Genomic DNA, 20,681 nt, shown 5'->3' with positions numbered 1-20,681 from the left:
GTCCTCAGGACCGGAAGACCTCCAGGCCGAGGTCCGGATGATCGACGAAGACGCCGTCGACGCCGGACGCCGCGATCCGCAGCCACTCGCCCTCGTAGTCGCCGAACGCCGGCTTGCCGCCGGGAGCGCGGAAGCGTCGGTCGAGGAACGCGTTCTCCGGGCGGCACGTCCAGGTGAAGACGACCAGCCCGCGGTCGTGCGCCTCCGCCACCGTCGCGGGTCCCTGAGCGGCCAGCAGCACCTTCTTGTCCACGCTGATCCCGTCGACCGCGCCGACCAGGGCGTCCAGCCCCGCAGGCGTGAGGGCGTCCGCGTAGCTCGCGGCCAGCCGGCCGTCGCGGGCGACGAGGTCGTACGGCTTGCCGGCGGCTTCGATCAGGTAGACGTAGTCCGCCGCGACCCCCGCAGCGGGCAGGACCGCGCGGAGCTCGTCGAGGACGGTCCGCTCGAACGCCTCGATCCACAACGGGAGGTCTCCCCCGGTCCACCCCGCCGCGACGAGATCGCGCGCGACGAGCGGGGCGAGGTCCAGGCCGATCCCGGCGAAGTAGGTCGCGTGCTTGATCTCCAGCACGACGCCGATCCGTCGGCCCTGCTCATCAGCGGCGGCGCGCACGAGGTCCAGCACGTCGGAGAGCCGGAGGATCGGCTGGCGTCCGTCGAAGGAGGCGCTCGCGGCGCGCATCTTCGGCAGCCGCTCGCGGCAGCGCAGCGTGGCCAGCTCTGCCCAGGTGAAGTCCTCCGTGAACCACCCCGTCTGGGCGACTCCGTCGATCGTCTTGGTCGTGCGCCGACCCGCGAACTCCGGGCGATCGGCCACGTCGGTGGTGCCGGAGATCTCGTTCTCGTGGCGGACCACGAGCACGCCGTCCGCGGTCGCCACGACGTCCGGCTCGACCGCGTCGACGCCGAGCGCCAGCGCCAGCTCGTACGAGGAGCGGGAGTGCTCCGGCCGGTAGCCCGGCGCACCGCGGTGGCCGATGACGAGCGGGCCCTGCGGCGCGGGTCGGATCACGCTCTCAGCGTAGGACACCCTGTTCATAGCCTGCTCCGGTATCGTTGAGGAAAGCGTTGACTAACCCCTGGGAGTGAGGCCAGTCATGAGCAATTTCGCGTTCAACAACCCGGCGTTCAAGGAGCCGGACCCGCGCAACGTCGCGACCTATCCCGGTGCTCCGGGCGCGACGCAGGGCGCGCAGACGGCGTCGATGTCTCACGCCACCATGGACGCGGCCGTGAACGCCCAGCTCGACGGGATGTACGCGGCGCCGCCGGCCGGCGCGCTCGAGACCGGCCGCATGACGGTCGAGGACACCGTCTGGAAGACCGCGGGCCTGTTCGGCATCCTGCTGGTGACGGCCGCGGTTGGGTGGTTCCTGACCCTCGGCGGCATCGCCGCCCCCGTGCCGGATCCGTACAACCGCCCGTCCGTGAACCTGCTGCCGTGGGTCGTCGGCGGCCTCGGCGGCTTCGTGCTCGCCATGGTGGTCACCTTCACGTCGCGCAAGAAGGTCCGCCCCGCTCTGATCTTCGCCTACGCGGCCTTCGAGGGCCTCTTCGTCGGCGGCATCTCGGCGTACTTCGAGGTCCTGTGGCCGGGCATCGTCATGCAGGCCACCGTCGCCACGGTGGCCGTCGTCGGCGTCACCCTCGCGCTCTTCGCGAGCGGCAAGATCCGCGCCTCCAAGCGCGCCACCAAGATCTTCATGGTCGCCATGTTCGGCTACCTGGCCTTCTCGGTGCTGAATCTGATCCTGATGCTCACGGGCGTCGTGAAGGACGGCTTCGGGATGCACAGCGCCCCCGGTCCCTTCGGCATCCCGTGGGGCCTCATCATCGGCGTCCTGGTCGTTCTCATGGCCGCGTACTCGCTCGTCCTGGACTTCGACCAGATCCAGCAGGGCGTCCGCAACGGCGCTCCCCGCGTCTACGGCTGGCTCGGCGGCTTCGGCATCATGGTCACCGTCGTCTGGCTGTACGTCGAGATCCTGCGGATCATCGCGATCGCTCGCGGCAACAACTGACGCGACCCGCTCCCGCGAAGGGGCCGTCCTCCACGGAGGACGGCCCCTTCGTCGTCCCGCGGGCGCGGGTCAGTCGTGCTCGCCGCGGGACTTCGCCTCCAGCAGCGCCCGTTCGCGGTCGTTGCCGGCGAGCCCCGCGGCGACGGCGAACTCCGAGCGCGCCTCGTCCTCCCGTCCGAGCCGGAGCAGCATCTCCCCGCGCGTCGCGGGCAGGAGGTGGTATCCGCGCAGCGCCCCGCTCTCCGCCAGCGCGTCGATGATGCGCAGGGCCGATGCGGGCCCGGTCGCCATCGCGACGGCGGCGGCGCGGTTGAGCTCGATCACCGGGGAGGGCGCGAGTCGCCCGAGCGCCTCGTAGAGGAGCACGATGCGATCCCAGTCCGTCTCCTCGACGGACGGCGCCACGGCATGCGTCTCCGCGATCGCCGCCTGCAGCGCGTAGGCGCCGCGGCCACGGCCCTGTCCGTCCGCACGGGCCAGCGCCGCCCGGCCCCGCGCGATGCGTCCGCGGTCCCACAGCGTCCGGTTCTGATCGGCGAGGAGCACGGGATCCCCGTGTGCGTCGACCCGCGCCGGGAAGCGCGCGGCGGTGAGCTCCATGAGCGCGACAAGCGCGTGCGCGTCGGGCTCGGCGGGAACGAGCCCGACGAGCACGCGGGCCAGGCGGGTGGCCTCACGTGCGAGGTCCGGGCGCATCCACTCGGATCCGCTGGTGGCCGCGTGGCCCTCGTTGAAGATCAGGTAGAGGACCCCGAGAACTCCCCCCAGACGGGCGGTGAACTCCTCACGGGCGGGCACCTCGAACGGCACGTGCGCGGCACCGAGCGTCTTCTTCGCACGCACGATCCGCTGCTGCACCGTGGCGGTCGGGACGAGGAAGGCCCGCGCGATCTCCTCGCTGGACAGGCCGCCGACGACCCGCAGCGTCAGCGCGACCTGCGCATCGCGCGACAGCACCGGGTGACACGCGACGAACACGAGGCGCAGCACGTCGTCGTCGATCGCGTCCGGGTCCCACGGCGGCGCGTCCGCTGCCTCCGCCTGCTCCTGCTCCAGGTCGTGGGCCATCGTCGCGATCCGGTCGTCGTACCTCTCCCGTCGCCGCCATCCGTCGACGGCCTTGCGTTTGGCGACGGCGGTCAGCCACGCCGCGGGGTTGGTGGGGACGCCGTCGCGCGGCCACTGGGCGAGCGCATCGACGAGCGCCTCCTGGGCGAGGTCCTCGGCCAGGCCGAAGTCGCCCACGTAGCGGGTCAGGGTCGCGACGATCTTGGCGGACTCGATGCGCCAGACCGCGGCGACGGCGCGCTCCGCCGGACCGGATCCGGTAGGGTGCGCCGTCGCCTCTGCGGAATCGCTCACGGGATCCTGCTCAGTCCTGCGCCTTCTGGGCCTGCTCCTCGCGCCAGCCGGCCTCCTTCTGGATCCACTCGTTGTCCTCCGGGAAGTCCGAGAACTCCGTGACGCGACGCACCTCGAGGAAGGCGCCCGGCCCGAGCGGGGCGCGCGAGGCCCACTCCGCGGCCTCCTCCCGGGTGGCGGTCTCGATGATCCAGAAGCCGTTGAACAGCTCTTTGGTCTCGCCGTACGGGCCGTCCGTGATCAGGGGCTTCTCCGCGCTGAAGTCCACGACGAAGCCCTCGGCCGCGTCGGTCAGCCCCTCGCCGGCCAGCAGCACGCCGGCCTTCATCATCGACTCGTTGTACCTGCCCATCGCCTCGATGACCTGCTCGAAGGGCGTGTCCTCGTACGCCTCCACGGCCTCGTCGGTGGCGCGCATGATCAGCATGAATTTCATCGTCTCTTCTCCTTCTGGGGGATACCGGGCCCCGATCGGGGTCCGCGGTGCTGGTCGGAGGGCCGCTTCTCGACCCTCTCATTCCAGACGTCGAACGAGAAGACGCCGGATCGACATCCGCGACGAAAATTCTTCGAGAAAGGTGCTCGCCCGCTCCCGGGCTGCCCCGGGGGACCTCACCGCCCCTCGCTCCCGGCCTAGAATCGGCGCGTGGAGCCGAACCTGCTCGTGAGCGACATCCGGGACGCGCTGTGCCGGGCCGCCGACCCCGCGCTCGCCCCCGGACAGCAGGCCTACATGAAGTCGGAGATGCCCTTCCTCGGCGTGCGGGTCCCGGCGGTGCGCGCGCTGACCCGGCGGGACGCCCAGGGCGCGACGGACCCCGAGACGCTCCGCGCCGCGGCGTTGACGCTCTGGCGCGAGGCCGGGCACCGCGAGGAGCGTTATGCGGCGACCGAGCTCATGGGTCTGCGACCGGTCAGAGGCCGCCTCGACATGCTCGACGTGCACGAGGAGATGATCCGCACCGGCGCCTGGTGGGACCACGTCGACGAGGTCGCGCACCGGCTCGCCGAACTGCTCGACGCGCACCCCGAGGCGGCGACCGCTCTGTTGCGGTCCTGGGCACGGGACCCGGACCCGTGGATCCGCCGCGCCTCGATCATCTCCCAGCTCGGCCGGAGGGAACGCACGGACCGCGCGCTGCTCACCGCGGTCATCGAGCCCAACATCCCCGATCCCGGGTTCTTCCTCCGCAAGGCCGTCGGGTGGGCGCTGCGAGAGTACGCGCGGACGGATCCGGAGTGGGTCCGGGCCTTCGTCGCGGATCATCCGGGGCTCTCTCCCCTGTCGCGCCGGGAGGCGCTGAAGCACCTCGGCTGACGCGCCCCGTGGGAGGATTCGCTCCGCGGCGGAGGACTCAGTCGGGCGGCGGCACCGGCGGATGCAGGCGCAGCGGGCTCGGCGAGGAAGGCGAGATCACGCTCCGAGGGCGAGGGCGTCGACGGCGGCGCGGATCGCGTCCGCGGAGGCGTGCAGCCGCTCCTCCTCGGCGGTCGTCATCGGCGTCCGAGCGAGCGGCACCGCGCCGTCCGCGCCCACGACGGACGGCACGGACAGCGCGACGCCGCTGATCCCGTGGACGCCGTCGAGCACCGTCGACACCGGGAGCACCGCGCGCTCGTCACGCAGCACCGCTTCCGCGATCCGGGCGCAGCTCACTCCGATCGCGAGGTTCGTGGCGCCCTTCCCGCGGATCACGGCGTACGCCGCGTCGCGGACCTCCACCGCGATCCGGTCCAGTTCCTGCGGCGTGAACGGTTCCTCGCCCGGCCAGTCCAGGATCGGGACCGGACCGATCGTCGCCGTCGACCACAGCGGGAACTCGGTGTCGCCGTGCTCGCCGACGATGTCCGCGTGCACGCTCGCCGTGCTGACCCCGGCCCGCTGCGCCAGGCGCCACCGCAGCCGCGAGGTGTCCAGCACGGTGCCCGACCCGAAGATCCGCTGAGGGGGCAGGCCGGTGACCCGTTGGCCGACCACCGTCATGACGTCGGCCGGGTTGGTCACGATCACGAACACCGCCTCCGGGGCGCGCTCGACGAGCGCGGGCAGGAGCGAGGAGAGAATCCGGGCGTTCGTCCCCGCGAGCTCCATCCGCGTCTGCCCCGGCTGCTGCTTGGCCCCTGCCGTCACCACGACGACGTCGCTGCCGTCCACCACGGCGAGGTCGGACCCTCCGCTGACTGACGACCGGGTGAACTGGGTGCCGTGGGCGAGATCCAGGACCTCGGCGTCGACCTTCTCGGTCGCGATGTCGTAGAGCGCGACTTCGGCGGCGCTGCCTCGGATCAGCGCCGCGTACGCGACGCTCACCCCCACGCTCCCCGCGCCGACCACCGTGAGCTTCGTGCGTCCGTTCGCCATGCTCTTCATCCTGCCCGACGCACTCTCGCGCGGTCGACCCGACGGGACCCCCGGACCGGACCCGGCGCCTGTGACGCGCAGAACGCGGAGGGGCGCGGACCTCGACGGTCCGCGCCCCTCCGCGTCATCGGGAGCTCACTCCCATTCGATGGTGGCCGGCGGCTTCGACGTGACGTCGAGCACCACCCGGTTGACCTCGCGGACCTCGTTCGTGATGCGGTTCGAGATCCGCGCGAGCACCTCGTACGGCAGGCGCGTCCAGTCCGCCGTCATCGCGTCCTCGCTGGAGACGGGGCGCAGCACGATCGGGTGACCGTACGTGCGGCCGTCGCCCTGCACGCCGACGGAGCGGACATCCGCGAGCAGCACCACCGGGCACTGCCAGATCTCCTGGTCGAGACCGGCGAGGGTCAGCTCCTCGCGCGCGATCGCGTCCGCCTCCCGGAGCACGTCGAGCCGCTCGCGCGTGACCTCGCCGATGATGCGGATGCCGAGACCCGGGCCGGGGAACGGCTGGCGACCGACGATCGCCTCGGGGATCCCGAGCTCCCGGCCGATCGCACGGACCTCGTCCTTGAACAGGGTGCGCAGCGGCTCGATGAGCTCGAAGTCGAGGTCCTCCGGAAGCCCGCCCACGTTGTGGTGCGACTTGATGTTCGCGGTGCCCGCGCCGCCGCCGGACTCCACGACGTCCGGGTACAGCGTGCCCTGGACGAGGAACTTGATCGGTGCGCCCTCGGCTTTGGCCTCGTCGACGAGCTCGCGCTGCACCTTCTCGAACGCGCGGATGAACTCGCGGCCGATGATCTTGCGCTTCTCCTCGGGGTCGGTGACCCCGGCGAGGTGGCCGAGGAACGTGTCGGCGGCGTCCACGGTGATCAGGCGTACCCCGGTGGAGGCGACGTAGTCCTTCTCGACCTGCTCGCGCTCGCCCTTGCGCAGCAGCCCGTGATCGACGAAGACGGCGGTGAGCTGGTCGCCGATGGCCTTGTGCACGAGCGCCGTCGAGACCGCGGAGTCGACCCCACCGGACAGCGCCGAGATGACGCGGGCGTCGCCGACCTGCGCGCGGATCCGCTCGATCTGCTCCGCGATCACGTTGTCGCTGTTCCAGTCGGCGGGCAGGCCCGCGCCCTTGTGCAGGAAGTTCTCGATCACGGCCTGGCCGTGGTCGGAGTGCCTGACCTCGGGGTGCCACTGCACGCCGTACAGACGACGCTGCTCGTCCGCGAAGGCGGCGACCTTCGTGGAGGGCGTGGTCGCGAGGACCTCGAAGCCCTCGGGCGCCCGGGAGACCTGGTCGCCGTGGCTCATCCAGACGTTCTGCTCCGTGGGCTCGCCGCCGAGCAGGGAGCTGTCGTTGACGGGGATCATCGCATCCGTGGCCCCGTACTCGCGCAGCCCCGTGTTCGCGACCTCGCCGCCGAGCACCTGGGCCATGTACTGGAATCCGTAGCAGATGCCGAGCGTCGGCACGCCCAGTTCGAGCACAGCGGGGTCCAGCTGCGGCGCGCCGTCCTCGTAGACGGACGACGGGCCGCCCGAGAGGATGAGCGCGACCGGATTGCGGGCCGCGATCTCCTCGGCCGTCGCGGTGTGCGGCACGATCTCGCTGTAGACGCCGGCCTCGCGCACGCGGCGCGCGATCAGCTGCGCGTACTGGGCGCCGAAGTCGACGACCAGCGCAGGGCGCTGGACGGTCGCGTTGGCCGCGCCGTCGGTGGGGGTTGTCTCGGTCACCGGGCACCTTCCGTGGTGGGACGGGCGTCGGAGGCGGGATCCGACGGGGAGGGGGTCTCAGAGGACGCGTCCGCGCGGGCGGCCTCGTCCTGCTCGCGACGGGCGAGGTACGCCTTCACCTCGCGGGCGACGATCGCCTCCATGAAGAAGGACAGCAGGGGGACGACACCACCGAGCGCCAACGTGATGAACCGCAGGAACGGCCAGCGCATCAGGCTCCACACCCGGAAGCAGGCGAAGAGGTAGACGACGTAGAACCATCCGTGGGCGATGAGGATCAGCAGCGACAAGTTGAAGCCGTCGCCGGCCGAGGTCATCTCGCACCCCATCCCTCCGGGGATGAACAGCGAGTACCACTGGCATCCTTCTCCCGCGATCACGGGCGCGAACCAGAGCAGCCCGCCGGATCCGCCGGAGAACAGCTCGACGTGGATCGGGCTGTACTTCGCGATCATCTCGGCCAGCAGCAGGATGAGCATCACACCGGTGATGATCGACGCGATCTGGTAGAACTTCAGCGCACCGCGGATCGCCGGAAAGCTGGCGACTTTCGGTTCGGGCATGCCTCCAGTCTAGTCGCGGAGCCGCGGCCCTCCGATCGAGCATCTACCTGGTCTGGTCAGGCAGACCAGACCAGGTAGAATCGGGGCATGACCACGATCGTCAACGTCCAGGATGCCAAGACGCGTCTGTCGGAGCTGCTCCGCCGCGTCGAGGCGGGCGAACAGATCGTCATCGCCCGCGCCGGAACGCCGATCGCTCGGATCGAGGCCGCCTCGCCGCCGAAGCGGCAGCTCGATCGACCGCTGCTCCCCGAGCTGCCCCCGATCCCCACAGACTCGCTGTTCGGCGATCTGCCCGACAGCGAGCTCGCCGCCTGGGAAGGCGGGGGCGCCGGGGATCCGCTCGGCGAGACCGCGCCATGACGACGTATCTGCTGGACACCCACGTCCTCGTCTGGCTCGCCACCGACCCGGACCGGATCCCGGTCGCCGTACGCGACGAGATGACCCGGGCCGCCGCGCTCTTCGTCTCTGCAGCCAGTGCGTTCGAGATCGCGCAGAAGGACCGCAGCGGCCGGCTTCCGCACGGCAACCGGATCCTCACCCGATGGGACCATCTCCTGAGCGCGCTGCTCGCCGCGGAGCTGCCGCTGAGCGTCGACCACATGAGGGCGGCCGGCGAGCTCGACTGGGAGCATCGCGACCCCTTCGACCGGATGCTCGTCGCTCAGGCGCAGCAGGAGGGGCTCCTTCTCGTCACCAAGGACGAAAGGATCCTCTCGTTCCCCGAGGTCACCTGCCTGCCCTGGGCCTGAGGACGACGCCGCGGCGTCCGCGTCTCGGGCGGCGTCTCACGCCCCCGCGCCGACACGACGGAGGCCGCCGGGATCGCTCCCGACGGCCTCCGTCGTCTCATGCGGCCGCGATTACCACCAGCCGTCGAGCAGGTCCCACAGCCAGTCGAGGATGTCGCGGACGACGGATCCGCCCTTGCCGCGGTTCACGTGCAGGGTCGCCGTCGCCTCGTCGCCGTCGGCCTGCGCCACCGCGAGGGTGTACGGGCCGGGGTGCGTGGAGGCCGGAACGGTGAGCCGGGCCGTGAAGGAGCCGTCGGCGCCGACCTCGATCGTGCCGAGGTCGACCGTGGTGCCCTTCTTGCCCCGCAGCGTCGCCGTGACGGTCTCCCCCGCCGCGTAGCCGGAGCCGCGCACGGTCACCGCCTTGCCCGCGCCGACCTTCGAGGAGTCGAGCGCGATGGTGCCGGCGAACTCCTCCGGCTCCGTGTCGGCGATGGTGATCGGCACGGAGGCGGTCGTCCCGGTCCCCGCGACGGCGATCGAGAGCGACTGCGCGCCCGTCACGCCCTCGGGCACCGTGAACGTCAGCGTGGCGCGGCCCGCCTCATCCGACGCGTCCACCACCGTCGTGTCCACCGGAGCGGTCGCGACGACGGATCCGGCGAGGGACAGCGACACCTCGCCGGGCGCCGGCTCCCCCGCGCTGAAAGCGAGCGACGACAGCGAGACCGTGACCTGGTCGCCGGCCGTGTAGCCGTCCTCGTCCGCGGGGCTGACCGCGACGCCGACCGCGCGCTGGGCGAGGTCCGGAGACGCGGTGCCGTTCGTCGCGAACCAGTCGACCATCGAGGCCAGGTCCACCTTTCCGGTGTCCTTCTTGTCCGTGCCCTGGGCGAGCGTGAAGAAGCTGTCGCCGCCCGCCGCGAGGAACGAGTTCGCCGCCACGGTGTACGACGCCTCCGGGTCGATCGGCGCCCCGTCGAGCGTGATGCCCGTGATCCGGGACCCGGCCGCGGCGGCGGGGTCGTAGGTGTACGTCAGCCCCTTCGAGACCCCGAGCTTCAGGAACGGGCGGGCGGCCCCTTCCGGCTGCCACTGCTCCTCCAGCACGCTCTTGAGCTGCGCGCCTGTGAGGGACAGGGTCACGAGGGTGTTGGCGAACGGCTGCACCGTGGCCGCCTCGCGGTAGGTGACGTTGCCGTCCGGGTCTCCGTCACCCGACGAGGCGTAGGACAGGTTCGCGCGGATGCCGCCCGGGTTCATCAGCGCGATCTGCGCTCCGGTCGCCTCCTTCTGCACGTCCGCCACGAAGTTGCCGATCGTCGACTCCCCGCCGCGGTTCTCCGTCTTGCCGTCGCTCTGGCGTGCGCGGTTGAAGTCCGCCGTGATGTCGCCGACCTTGACCGCGCCGAGCTCGTCGGCCATGGCCTTCGCCTCGTCGACGATGGCCTGGACCTCCGGCACGGCCGGGTACAGCGGCTGCTTGTCCTTGGTGAGCGGCTTCACCTCGTTGGTGATCGAGATCAGCTCCTTGGTGGTCGCGTCGACCTTGATGTCCATCAGGCCGACGTTCTCGCCGTACTGACCGGCGGACACGACGGGACGCCCGTCGATCACGTGATTGTACGCGAGGTGCGTGTGCGCCGAGACGATCGCGTTCACGTCCGGGCCGACCCCGTACACGATCTCCCCGAGGCGGGAGTCCGGCGTGATGCTCGAGGCTTCGACCGTGGTCGCCCCCTCGTGCACGAGGAGGATGATGACATCCGCCTCCCCGTTGGCGGGGTCTCCGTCCTTCAGGTCCGCCGCGGCGTCGTTGACGGAGTCGACGATGCTGCGCACCTCGAGCTCGGCGATGCCGTCGGGCGACACGAGCGTGTCGAGGTCCTCGGTCACCGCACCGACGAACCCGACCTTCACGCCCTGCACGTCCTTGACCCAGCTGGGTGCCAGAGCGGGCTCACCCGTCTCCGTCAGGAACACGTTCGCGCTCAGATACTCCCACTCCGCACGATCCTGCACCCGATCACGCAGATCAGCCCACCCCTGATCGAACTCGTGATTACCCGCCGCACTCACATCCAGACCCGCCGCATTCAACGCATCGATCGTCGGATTGTCATCCTGAATGAACGACGTGAACGTCGACGCCCCGATCAGATCCCCCGCCGCAGCGAAGATCGTATTCGGATTCTCCGACCGGAACTGCTGCACAGCCCCCGCCAACACCGCAGCCCCCGCCGACGCACCATCCGCCTCGATCCGACCATGGAAATCATTCACCGTCACCACATCGATGTCGATGGGAGGGATCTCGGTGGACACTCCCACGAGGATCGGGTCGTGGTCGCTGGAGCGGAAGGGCGTGCCGGCCTCCGTGGCCGGGTATGCGTACCCGCGATCGCCCCACTCCGGCGAGTTGATGCTCCAGACCCCCGTGCCCGTGATGGACGGAGCGAGCGACGGCGAGGCGATCACATGGTCGAGCGACCCCAGCTCGCCGTCGTACGTGTACGTGAACTGCCCCGGCGCCTGTGCGGGGACGAGGTCGGTCCAGCCCGCCTGGGCGAACACGTCGATCGGGTCCTCTTTGCCGTAGGCGTTGAAGTCGCCGATGAGCAGCATGTCCTCGCTGCCCGCACGGGCCTGCAGGTCCTCGGTGAAGGCCAGCAGGGACTGCGCCTGCGCGACCCGGTCGGCGTTGAAGAAGCCCTGGCCGTCGGCCGGCTCGGGTCCGGCGTTCTTCGGCGGCGACTTCGACTTGAAGTGGTTGGCGACGACCGTCACGATCCGCCCGTCCACGTCGAAGGCCTGCGCGATGGGCTCGCGGGCGTTGCCCCACACGGTCTCGTCCACGACCGTGGCGCTGTCCCCCTGGGGCGTCGCCGCAGCCTTCTTGTAGATGATGGCGCTGGAGATGTAGTCCGTGATCGCCGGGTTGTCGAGCGCAGCCGGCGTGCGCACGTAGTCCCACACCTCGGAGCCCGCGTCCGCGTTGAGACCGGCGACGAGGTCGGCGAGCGCCGCATCGAGCGGCTTGCCGAGCTTCGGGCCGTTCTCGATCTCCATGAGCGCCACGATCTCGGCGTCCAGGCCGTTGATGGCGGAGACGATCTTCGACTTCTGGATCGCGAACTGCTCCGCCGTGGCGGCGCCGCGCGCGTCCGGGTTCTCGCTCGTCAGCGTCGTGAAGTAGTTGTAGACGTTGAACGACGCGACCTGCAGGTCGCCGCCCACCTCCGGCGCCGCCTCGGGGCGTGGGTTGAGCGTCGTGAAGGTCGGCTTGTGGCTCGCGTCGCTCGCGTCGTCGATCGGCACGACCGGCTGGAGCCGCCAGTCATCGAACCCGTACTGGAGGATGCTGCCCTCGGCGGGGAACGTCACGGCGTCGCCGTTTCGCACCACGGTGTCGGCCGTGAAGTACGGCTGGCCACCCGGGTGCCCCTGGTTCGTGACCTGCAGCGACCATCCGTCGTCGAGGAGGATCCGGTGCGCACGGTTGGCCGCCGCGATCGCGTTCGCCTCGTCGCCGGGACGCGTGGTCTCCGTGCTCTTGACGAGGGGCGCCTCACCCGCGCTCAGCCACAGGGTCCCGTAGTTGTAGAGCTGGTGGCTGGACGCGAGCCGGTACGCGCCGGCCGGGGCCACGAGCATGTTCTCGTACGCCTCGCGGTCGGCGCCGAGCACCGTGTCAGGCAGGGCCACCGGTGCCGGGGTGCCGACGCCCGCCGTCACCACAGCGACGTCCGAGACGGCCGCGGGCGTGATCTGGGTCTGGCCGAAGTACTCCGAGACGGAGCCGGAGACCGAGACGAGATCGCCCATCGCGAGCTCGGGGGCGAGCGCGTCGAGGAAGACGAAGATCCCGTCCGAGGCGCCCTCGGTCTTCACCTCGCCGCCGGTGCCCTCGGTCTGGATGACGATCCCGCGGTAGCCGCCCGTGCGGTAGTCGCCCGTGACGATGCCCTGCACGGTCACCGCCTGGCCGTCGAACGGCGAGACGTCGCCGGTGCCCTGCACCTCGGCGATCGTCGCCTCGGTCGGATCCGTGCCCGGGCCGGGATCGGTGCCACCGGAGTTCTCCGGGGTGATCGTCGCCGAGAGCGAGAAGTCCGCACGGTTGTCGTCCCTGTCGGTGCCGTCCGTCCGGTTCAGCGACTTCACGTCGGTGTTGCCCGCCGGGGGCGTCGCCGCCGCGCCCTCGAAGGTGTTCGAGGTGCCGTAGCCGAGCAGGTCGATGACGCCGGGAGCCCCGACGACCGAGCCCGTCGGGAGTGCGACGGCGGTCGTGCCCTCGACCAGGGCCAGCGTTCCCGTCGTGCCGGAGGGATTGAGGTTGCCGGTCGCGTCGGGAGTCGGCAGGGCCGCGCCGTTCGCGCCGTTGCTGCCGCCCTGGACCAGGTAGTGCCCGCCCGCCGGGATCTCCCCCGACAGCGGCACCACGCCGTTGGCGTTGCCCGTCCCGGTGGCGGACCGGTACTGGAGCGACAGGCCATCCAGGGAGACGGCGGCTCCGGTGGGGTTGTACAGCTCGACGAATTTGTTCGTGAAGGCGGCGCCGGCGCTGCCGCCGGACAGATACGCCTCGTTGATCACGACGCCGGTGCCCGCGGTGTCGGCATAGGCCGGGGCGGCGACCAGGGCGCCGGCCCCGAGGGCGAAGACGGTGCTCGCGGCGAGGACGCCGAGACGGGCGGCGTGCGCGCGGGACGGGGCGCGAAGCCGGTGCTGCGAGACGGGAACGTCGCGGTTCTCGTCGGGGACGGACATCATCAGGGCTGTCTCCTCGGATACGGGACGGCGGATTCCGGTGAACCCCCCGGTGACGGATCGCGCACTTCGACGGGCGCGACGGCGCACGACCCTGACACTAGAGGCGGTCTCCGACACCGCTCAAGGATGTTGGCCAACTCGTCATCTGCTGCTCATCTGCGCGCCGCCGTGACGCCCGCGGACACGATGACGGCGACCGGATCGCTCCGGTCGCCGTCATTGGATCGGTCGGGTCAGGCCCGCCGGCGGAGCCGCACGAGGCCGCCGAGACCGAGCAGGGCCGCAGCGAGCAGGACGAACGGAACCGGGTCCGCGCCGGTCGGCGGCAGCACGTCCACCGGAGGAGCCGGCGGCGCAGGCGGGGCGACCGGTGCGGCGGGGACGATCGTGATCGGCACCTGCACCTCCGTGCCCGTGCTCTCCACCCGGACCGTCAGCGTCTGCTCCCCGGACACGCCCGCCGGCAGCGTCAGTGCGAGGCTCGCCCGGCCGACCTCGTCGGTCGTGTCGACGATCGCGGTGTCGATCTCCGCGGTCGCGAGAAGCGTGTCTCCCAGCGAGACCGTCACCGGCCCCGGCGCGGGCTCGCCCGCACTGAACGCCAGCGAGGACAGGTCGAGAGCGGCGGGCCCGCCCTCCGCGAAGCCGCCCTCGCCGGCGCCGCCCAGGACCACGCCGACCGCGCGCTGAGCGAGGTCGGGCTCGGCGGTGCCGTTGTCGCGGAACCAGTTCACGAGCAGTTCCAGGTCGATCTGCCCGGTGTCCTTCCGGTCGGCGCCCTCGGCGAAGGTGACGAAGTTGTCGCCTCCCGCCGCGAGGAAGGAGTTCGCCGCGACGGTGTAGACGGCGGCGGGATCCAGCGGCGCGCCGTCGAGCGTCACCGTGCGGATGTGCGCTCCCGCGGCGGCTGCGGGGTCGTAGGTGTACTGCAGCCCCTTCGAGACGCCGAGCTTGAGAAACGGGCGGCTCGCGTCGGCGGGCTGCCACTGCTCCTCGAGGATCCGGACGATCTGCGCGCCGGTGAGCTGCACCGTGACCATCGAGTTCGCGAACGGCTGCACGGTCGCGGCCTCGCGGAAGGTGACGTCGCCATCGGCGTCCCCCTCGCCGGATCCGGCGAACGCGATGTCGGCCCGGATCCCGCCCGGGTTCATCAGGGCGATGTCGGCGCCGGTCGCCTGCTTCTGGGCATCGGCGATGAAGTTGCCGATCGTCGACTCCCCACCCCGGTTCTCCGAGCCGTCGGACTGCCGGGCCCGGTTGAGGTCGGCGGTCACCTCACCCACCTTCTCGGCGCCGAGCACGTCGGCCTCCTCTGTGGCCTTGTCGACGATGGCCTGGACCTCGGGGACCGCCGGGTACTGGGGCACGTCGTCGACGACGAGCGGGAGGACCTCGTTCGTGATCGACAGGAGCTCTTTCGTCTCCGGGTCCACCTGCAGGTTCATCCGTCCGACGTTCTCGCCGTACTGGCCGGCGGACACGACGGGACGCCCGTCGATCACGTGATTGTACGCGAGGTGCGTGTGCGCCGAGACGATCGCGTTCACGTCCGGGCCGACCCCGTACACGATCTCCCCGAGGCGGGAGTCCGGCGTGATGCTCGAGGCTTCGACCGTGGTCGCCCCCTCGTGCACGAGGAGGATGATGACATCCGCCTCGCCGTTGGCCGCGTCGCCGTCCTTCAGCGCGGCGGCCGCGTCGTTCACCGCCTCGGGGATGCTCCGGACCTCCAGCTCGGCGATGCCGTCCGGGGACACGAGGGTCGGGAGGTCCTCGGTGACGGCGCCGACGAACCCGACCTTGACGCCGTCGAGCTCCTTGACCCAGCTGGGTGCCAGAGCGGGCTCACCCGTCTCCGTCAGGAACACGTTCGCGCTCAGATACTCCCACTCCGCACGATCCTGCACCCGATCACGCAGATCAGCCCACCCCTGATCGAACTCGTGATTACCCGCCGCACTCACATCCAGACCCGCCGCATTCAACGCATCGATCGTCGGATTGTCATCCTGAATGAACGACGTGAACGTCGACGCCCCGATCAGATCCCCCGCCGCAGCGAAGATCGTATTCGGATTCTCCGACCGGAACTGCTGCACAGCCCCCGCCAACACCGCAGCCCCCGCCGACGCACCATCCGCCTCGATCCGACCATGGAAATCATTCACCGTCACCACATCGATGCTGACGGGCTCCCCCGCGGCGAGCGCCGGGGCGGCGCCCCCTCCGAAGGCCAGGACACCGGCGACGGCGATGCCCGCCGCAGCCAGTCGCGCGGCTCGACGCCGGCGCGGGGACGCCGCGGTCGCGGCTTCGGACGGGAACGGCATCGGCATGGCTCCTCCAGGTCGCACGGTACGGATCGTGCACCGGCACCCGGGTCGGAGCCGGTGGCGCGGGCCGCCCGCCAGGGTGCGAGCGGCATCCGAGTGTGAGCTTACGGAGAGCCCGGACGGTTCACAACGGTCTCCCAGGTTCGTTCACGGTCCCGCCATCCTCCGCCCGGTCATGGTGTCCGGCACGGAGCCGGGTGACGACGGGTCCGGGACGGCGTGCCGCGGTCAGGCCGTGCGCTCCTCGAACTCCTCGACCTCGCGCTCCCAGGCGTCCTTGGCCAGCCGATACCAGAGGTAGAACGCGAACCCCGCGAACACCGCCCACTCGGCGGCGTAGAAGACGTTGAGCCAGTTGACCGGGGACTGCTCGATCGGCGCCGGGGAGTCGATGTCCGCGAGGCCGCCGCGCGCCTCGGTGGCGGCGAGGAACACCCGGTAGACGGACAGGTCCTCCACGTCGTGCCACTGCCCGAGGAGCATCGCCGGCGACATCCGCGTCATGCGGTGCGGATCGGTCCGCGGCGGAGGCACCGCGCCCTCGTCCGTGATGATGCGCCCGGTGAGCTCGACGACCGAGCCGTCGGCCTCGGCCTCCAGCCGCTCCACGGCCTTCCGCGCGCTCGCCTCATCGGGAGCCCACCCGATCGCGACCGCCAGCGAGGTCTTCTCCTCGGCGTCGGCGATCCGCAGCTGCCCCGTGACCCAGTACCCCTCGACGCCGTCGTTGATCCGGTCGGTCACGAGGAGGAAGTCGCCGGGGACCCAGCTCCCGCGGGTCTCCACGCGCTGGCCGATCGAGGGCCCGGGCAGGTACGCGCCGGGCTCGACCACGTCGCCCAGCGGCAGGACCTCCTCGGTCGCGCCGGGAGGGGTCGGATCCGTGTCGATCGCGCGCCCGAGCTGCCACTGCCCGAGCCAGGCGAACACACCCGCGACGACGAGGCACAGCACGAGCATCCCGATCCACCGTCCGCGGAGCATGACCTCGCGCAGCGTGGGCGGGAACTCCTCCGCGGGCGCCTCCGGGATCGGGGAACTCGTCACGACGGGATCAGACCCGCTCGTACGGGGCCAGGACGACCTCGACGCGCTGGAACTCCTTGAGGTCCGAGTACCCGGTCGTCGCCATGGACTTGCGCAGCGCCCCGATGAGGTTCGCCGTGCCGTCGGCCACGGGGGCCGGACCGTACAGGATCTCCTCGAGCGGGGCGACGCCGTCCACGGCGACGCGACGGCCGCGCGGCAGCTTGGGGTGGTGCGCCTCGGGGCCCCAGTGGTAGCCGAGACCGGGGGCGTCGGTGGCGCGGGCCAGCGCGACGCCGAGCATGACGGCGTCGGCGCCCATCGCGAGCGCCTTGACGATGTCGCCGGACGTGCCGACCCCGCCGTCCGCGATCACGTGCACGTAGCGGCCGCCCGACTCGTCGAGGTAGTCGCGACGAGCGGCGGCGACGTCGGAGACGGCGGTCGCCATCGGCGCGTGGATGCCGAGCGTGGCCCGCGTCGTCGACGCCGCGCCTCCCCCGAAGCCGACGAGCACGCCCGCCGCCCCCGTGCGCATGAGGTGCAGCGCGGCGGTGTAGGTCGCGGCGCCGCCGACGATCACCGGAACGTCGAGGTCGTAGATGAACTTCTTGAGGTTCAGGGGTGCGGCGACGCTGGAGACGTGCTCGGCGGACACGGTCGTGCCGCGGATCACGAAGAGGTCGACCCCGGCGGCGACGACCGTCTCGTAGTGCTCCTGGATGCGCTGCGGGGTGAGCGAACCGGCCACGGTCACGCCGCCGGCGCGGATCTCCGCCAGACGCTGCGTGATGAGCTCGGGCTTGATGGGCTCGTCGTACAGCTCCTGCATGCGGACGGTGGCGTGCGCCTCGTCGAGCCCTGCGATCTCCTGGAACAGCGGCTCGGGGTCCTCGTACCGGGTCCACAGTCCCTCGAGGTCGAGCACGCCGAGCCCGCCCAGGCGCCCCAGCGCGATCGCCGTCTGCGGGCTGATGACGGAGTCCATGGGCGCCCCGAGGACCGGGATCTCGAACGGGAACGCGTCGATGGTCCACGCCGTCGACACATCCTCCGGGTTGCGGGTCCGGCGGGACGGAACCACCGCGATGTCGTCGAACGTGTAGGCACGGCGCGCGCGCTTGCCTCGGCCGATCTCGATGTCCATGGTCACCCTCCCACCCTACCCGCGATGCCCGACGCCGCCGTGTCCGCGCGGCAGGGCGGACAGGGACGCGAGAGACGGGGTCCGGGACGGGCCGCGACCGGATCCGGGCGGATCAGGCCAGGGCGCCCGAGGTCGGCACGGGGTTCGCGAACAGGTCGAGCACGGGGCAGTGCTCCTCGACCACGGCACGGAGGCGCTCGTAGTCCTCGGCGGCGTCGGGACCGGTGATGTCGACACGGACGCGGACGTCGTGGAAGCCGGCACGGCCGGATTCGTCGATCCCGAAGAGCTTGCGCACGTCGAGATCGCCCTCCGCGGTGATCTCGATGTCGTCGATCGTCAGCCCCAGCGCCTGCGCGTAGAGGCGGAAGACCACGACCTGACACGAGACGAGGGCGCCGAGCGCGTACTCGACCGGGCTCGCGGCAGCGTCGTCGCCGGCGAGGGCCGCTGGCTCGTCCACGAGGAAGCGGTGCTTGCCCGCGCGGATCTCGGTGCCCACCGATCCCACGCCGCGTCCCACGACGCGGTAGGTCAGCGCCGCGCTGCGCGGGTCGGCGGCGATCCTCTCGTTCCAGGCGGCGCCCGCGGTGCCGAGGCGCTGCGCGCGCTCCTCGGGCGAGACCTCGGGGATGAGCGTGGTGGGGTCCTGGGTGATCGTCATGGCCCGACGCTAGCCGCGCCGCCCGGCCGGACGTGACGACGGCGTCACCGTGCGCAACACCGCGTCATGCGGCGTCATGCGCGACCCTCGGATCGCGGGCGCCCCCTTCGCTGCGCCGCCCCGGCCGTCGCGCCGCCGCGGAGTCTTCGGTCAGCGGATCTGGACGATTCCCGTCGACTCGCCCCTCCTCGTGGTCGACGGGAGGGGCGCGGCGGGAGGGCGCGGGCGGGCGTCAGCGGGCGCGGGCGACCCGCCGCTCGTCCCAGACCGGCTCATCGGCCTCGAACACCGTGCCGTCCTCCCCGAACACGAGGAACCGGTCGAACGAGCGGGCGAACCACCGGTCGTGCGTCACGGCGACGACGGTGCCCTCGAACCGCGCGATCGCGGCTTCCAGTGCCTCGGCGGACTCCAGATCCAGGTTGTCGGTCGGCTCGTCCAGGAGCAGCAGCGTCGCCCCCGACAGCTCGAGCAGCAGCACCTGGAAGCGCGCCTGCTGCCCGCCGGAGAGCTGGTCGAACTCCTGCTGCGCCTGACGCACCAGGCCGTAGCGGTCCAGCGCCGAGCTGGCGGCGTCCCGGGGCAGGCCGGTGCGGCGTTCGTCGCCGCGATGCAGGATCTCCAGCAGCGTCCGCCCCGCGAACTCGGGGTGCGCGTGCGTCTGGGCGAAGAGGCCGGGCACCACGCGGGCTCCGAGCGTCGCGGTCCCGGTGCGGGCGACCGGGTCGAGCCGCTCCGCCGTCGAGGTCAGGTGTCCGAGCGTCGGATCCGGATCGCTCCCGCCGCGCGCGAGGAGCCGGAGGAAGTGCGACTTGCCGGATCCGTTCGACCCCAGGACGGCGATCCGGTCGCCGAACCAGATCTCGGCGTCGAACGGCCGCATCAGCCCGGTGAGCTCCAGCGCCGTGCAGACGATCGCCCGCTTTCCGGTGCGGGCGCCGCGCAGCCGCATGTCGAACTCCTGCGCGGGCGGGCGCTCCTCGGGCGGGCCCGCCTCCTCGAACTTGCGCAGGCGCGTCTGGGCGGCCTGATACCGCGATGCGAAGCCGTCGTTCGCCGACGCCTTCACCTTCAGCGTCGCGACGAGGGTCCGCAGCTTCTCGTGCTGCTCGTCCCAGCGCCGACGCAGCTCGTCGAGCCGGTCCATCCGGTCCGCGCGAGCCTGGTGGTAGGTGGCGAAGCCGCCGCCGTGCACCCAGGCGGTCGCCCCCGCTCCCCCGGGCTCCAGCGTCACGATCCGATCCGCGGCCCGGGCGAGCAGCTCGCGGTCGTGCGAGACCAGGAGCACGGTCTTCGGCGTCTGTCGCAGCTGCTCCTCGAGCCAGCGCTTGCCCGGGACGTCCAGGTAGTTGTCCGGCTCGTCCAGGAGCAGCACGTCGTCCGGACCGCGAAGGAGCGCTTCCAGCGCCAGCCGCTTCTGCTCGCCGCCCGACAGCGTGGCGAGGTCGCGGAAGCGGGCGCGCTCGAACGGGATCCCGAGCGCGGCCATCGTGCACTGGTCCCAGACGGTCTCGTGCTCGTATCCGCCGGCGTCGGCGTAGTCGGCGATCGCAGAGGCGTAACGCATCTGCGTGTCGTGCGTGTCGTCCTCGATGAGCGCGTTCTCGGCCGCGTCCAGCGCCTCCGCAGCCGCCCGGATCCGCTCCGGCGCAACGCGCACGAGCAGGTCGTGCACGGTCTCGCCCTCCCGGCCGTGTCCGATGAACTGGTCCATGACGCCCAGCGATCCGTCGATGGTGACCACGCCGGAGTCCGGGGCCTGCTCGCCGCGGATCACGCGCAGCAGCGTCGTCTTGCCCGCGCCGTTGGGCCCGATCAGCGCGCTCGTCGATCCGGCGCCGACACGGAATCCGGCCTCGTCCAGCAGGGGGCGTCCGTCCGGCAGGGCGAGCGAGATGCCGGCGACGTCGATGTGTCCCACGGGGGTCTTTCCTTCCGCCCGCGTCC

At 71.4% G+C, this 20,681-nt stretch carries 16 protein-coding genes; 4 read left to right on the top strand and 12 right to left on the bottom strand.

Features of this window, described 5'->3' with window-relative positions:
- Positions 1–4: 4 nt before the first annotated feature.
- The gene (locus V6R91_RS12270; RefSeq protein WP_336395600.1) at positions 5–1,042 is read right to left on the bottom strand and encodes a glycerophosphodiester phosphodiesterase family protein; all 1,038 of its coding nucleotides are present in this window, start codon (positions 1,040–1,042) and stop codon (positions 5–7) included.
- A gap of 58 nt (positions 1,043–1,100) precedes the next feature.
- Here V6R91_RS12270 and V6R91_RS12265 point away from each other — a divergent pair, with 58 nt between their 5' ends.
- Complete coding sequence (locus V6R91_RS12265; RefSeq protein ID WP_336395599.1) at positions 1,101–2,024, top strand: Bax inhibitor-1/YccA family protein; 924 nt, start codon at positions 1,101–1,103, stop codon at positions 2,022–2,024.
- A gap of 69 nt (positions 2,025–2,093) precedes the next feature.
- On the opposite strand, the gene V6R91_RS12260 is transcribed toward V6R91_RS12265, so the two are convergent.
- Both V6R91_RS12260 and V6R91_RS12255 read right to left on the bottom strand, forming a co-directional pair.
- Positions 2,094–3,386, bottom strand: coding sequence for an RNA polymerase sigma factor (locus tag V6R91_RS12260; RefSeq protein ID WP_336395598.1), 1,293 nt, complete (start codon positions 3,384–3,386; stop codon positions 2,094–2,096).
- A gap of 10 nt (positions 3,387–3,396) precedes the next feature.
- The gene (locus tag V6R91_RS12255; protein WP_067242282.1) at positions 3,397–3,822 is read right to left on the bottom strand and encodes a YciI family protein; all 426 of its coding nucleotides are present in this window, start codon (positions 3,820–3,822) and stop codon (positions 3,397–3,399) included.
- A gap of 210 nt (positions 3,823–4,032) precedes the next feature.
- On the opposite strand from V6R91_RS12255, the gene V6R91_RS12250 reads away from it, so the two are divergent.
- A complete protein-coding gene (locus tag V6R91_RS12250; RefSeq protein WP_336395597.1) occupies positions 4,033–4,704 on the top strand; it encodes a DNA alkylation repair protein in 672 nt (223 codons plus the stop codon).
- A 96-nt stretch (positions 4,705–4,800) separates the two neighbouring features.
- Here V6R91_RS12250 and V6R91_RS12245 read toward each other — a convergent pair whose 3' ends face one another.
- The 3 genes from V6R91_RS12245 to V6R91_RS12235 form a co-directional block, all read right to left on the bottom strand.
- A complete protein-coding gene (locus V6R91_RS12245) occupies positions 4,801–5,748 on the bottom strand; it encodes an L-lactate dehydrogenase (RefSeq protein WP_442928116.1) in 948 nt (315 codons plus the stop codon).
- 135 nt (positions 5,749–5,883) lie between these two features.
- A complete protein-coding gene (gene guaA, locus V6R91_RS12240; RefSeq protein WP_336395595.1) occupies positions 5,884–7,488 on the bottom strand; it encodes a glutamine-hydrolyzing GMP synthase in 1,605 nt (534 codons plus the stop codon).
- Positions 7,485–8,051 carry a DUF3817 domain-containing protein gene (locus V6R91_RS12235; RefSeq protein ID WP_336395594.1) on the bottom strand — a complete coding sequence of 189 codons (567 nt, stop codon included), beginning with the start codon at positions 8,049–8,051 and terminating at the stop codon, positions 7,485–7,487. The genes guaA and V6R91_RS12235 overlap by 4 nt, the downstream gene beginning before the upstream one ends.
- An 87-nt stretch (positions 8,052–8,138) precedes the next feature.
- Here V6R91_RS12235 and V6R91_RS12230 point away from each other — a divergent pair, with 87 nt between their 5' ends.
- Positions 8,139–8,414, top strand: a complete 276-nt coding sequence (locus tag V6R91_RS12230; protein ID WP_231820150.1) for a type II toxin-antitoxin system Phd/YefM family antitoxin — start codon at positions 8,139–8,141, stop codon at positions 8,412–8,414.
- On the top strand, positions 8,411–8,806 hold the full coding sequence (locus tag V6R91_RS12225; RefSeq protein ID WP_336395593.1) for a type II toxin-antitoxin system VapC family toxin: 396 nt from the start codon (positions 8,411–8,413) through the stop codon (positions 8,804–8,806). Before V6R91_RS12230 ends, V6R91_RS12225 begins: the two co-directional genes overlap by 4 nt.
- Positions 8,807–8,917: 111 nt before the next feature.
- Here V6R91_RS12225 and V6R91_RS12220 read toward each other — a convergent pair whose 3' ends face one another.
- The 6 genes from V6R91_RS12220 to V6R91_RS12195 form a co-directional block, all read right to left on the bottom strand.
- Complete coding sequence (locus V6R91_RS12220; protein WP_336395592.1) at positions 8,918–13,561, bottom strand: ExeM/NucH family extracellular endonuclease; 4,644 nt, start codon at positions 13,559–13,561, stop codon at positions 8,918–8,920.
- Positions 13,562–13,794: 233 nt separating this feature from the next.
- Positions 13,795–15,894, bottom strand: coding sequence for a bifunctional metallophosphatase/5'-nucleotidase (locus V6R91_RS12215; protein WP_336395591.1), 2,100 nt, complete (start codon positions 15,892–15,894; stop codon positions 13,795–13,797).
- A gap of 231 nt (positions 15,895–16,125) precedes the next feature.
- Positions 16,126–16,881, bottom strand: a complete 756-nt coding sequence (locus V6R91_RS12210) for an SURF1 family protein (RefSeq protein WP_336395930.1) — start codon at positions 16,879–16,881, stop codon at positions 16,126–16,128.
- A 70-nt stretch (positions 16,882–16,951) separates the two neighbouring features.
- Complete coding sequence (locus tag V6R91_RS12205; protein WP_067242253.1) at positions 16,952–18,070, bottom strand: GuaB3 family IMP dehydrogenase-related protein; 1,119 nt, start codon at positions 18,068–18,070, stop codon at positions 16,952–16,954.
- A gap of 112 nt (positions 18,071–18,182) precedes the next feature.
- Positions 18,183–18,734: an OsmC family protein gene (locus V6R91_RS12200; protein ID WP_336395590.1), complete on the bottom strand. Its 552-nt coding sequence runs from the start codon at positions 18,732–18,734 to the stop codon at positions 18,183–18,185.
- Positions 18,735–18,966: 232 nt separating this feature from the next.
- Complete coding sequence (locus V6R91_RS12195; RefSeq protein ID WP_336395589.1) at positions 18,967–20,655, bottom strand: ABC-F family ATP-binding cassette domain-containing protein; 1,689 nt, start codon at positions 20,653–20,655, stop codon at positions 18,967–18,969.
- Positions 20,656–20,681 lie beyond the last annotated feature (26 nt).

The organism is Microbacterium sp. CCNWLW41 (assembly GCF_037083505.1).
Note: the sequence above shows the minus strand (reverse complement) of the source record. Positions and strands in the feature narration are given on the sequence as shown.

Bases quoted from the DNA above. Each gene is read 5' to 3' on its own strand.
- V6R91_RS12270 (WP_336395600.1), bottom strand. From the start codon at position 1,042: ATGAACAGGGTGTCCTACGCTGAGAGCGTGATCCGACCCGCGCCGCAG.
- V6R91_RS12265 (WP_336395599.1), top strand. From the start codon at position 1,101: ATGAGCAATTTCGCGTTCAACAACCCGGCGTTCAAGGAGCCGGACCCG.
- V6R91_RS12255 (WP_067242282.1), bottom strand. From the start codon at position 3,822: ATGAAATTCATGCTGATCATGCGCGCCACCGACGAGGCCGTGGAGGCG.
- V6R91_RS12245 (WP_442928116.1), bottom strand. From the start codon at position 5,748: ATGGCGAACGGACGCACGAAGCTCACGGTGGTCGGCGCGGGGAGCGTG.
- V6R91_RS12235 (WP_336395594.1), bottom strand. From the start codon at position 8,051: ATGCCCGAACCGAAAGTCGCCAGCTTTCCGGCGATCCGCGGTGCGCTG.
- V6R91_RS12230 (WP_231820150.1), top strand. From the start codon at position 8,139: ATGACCACGATCGTCAACGTCCAGGATGCCAAGACGCGTCTGTCGGAG.
- V6R91_RS12225 (WP_336395593.1), top strand. From the start codon at position 8,411: ATGACGACGTATCTGCTGGACACCCACGTCCTCGTCTGGCTCGCCACC.
- V6R91_RS12220 (WP_336395592.1), bottom strand. From the start codon at position 13,561: ATGATGTCCGTCCCCGACGAGAACCGCGACGTTCCCGTCTCGCAGCAC.
- V6R91_RS12215 (WP_336395591.1), bottom strand. From the start codon at position 15,894: ATGCCGTTCCCGTCCGAAGCCGCGACCGCGGCGTCCCCGCGCCGGCGT.
- V6R91_RS12210 (WP_336395930.1), bottom strand. From the start codon at position 16,881: ATGCTCCGCGGACGGTGGATCGGGATGCTCGTGCTGTGCCTCGTCGTC.
- V6R91_RS12205 (WP_067242253.1), bottom strand. From the start codon at position 18,070: ATGGACATCGAGATCGGCCGAGGCAAGCGCGCGCGCCGTGCCTACACG.
- V6R91_RS12200 (WP_336395590.1), bottom strand. From the start codon at position 18,734: ATGACGATCACCCAGGACCCCACCACGCTCATCCCCGAGGTCTCGCCC.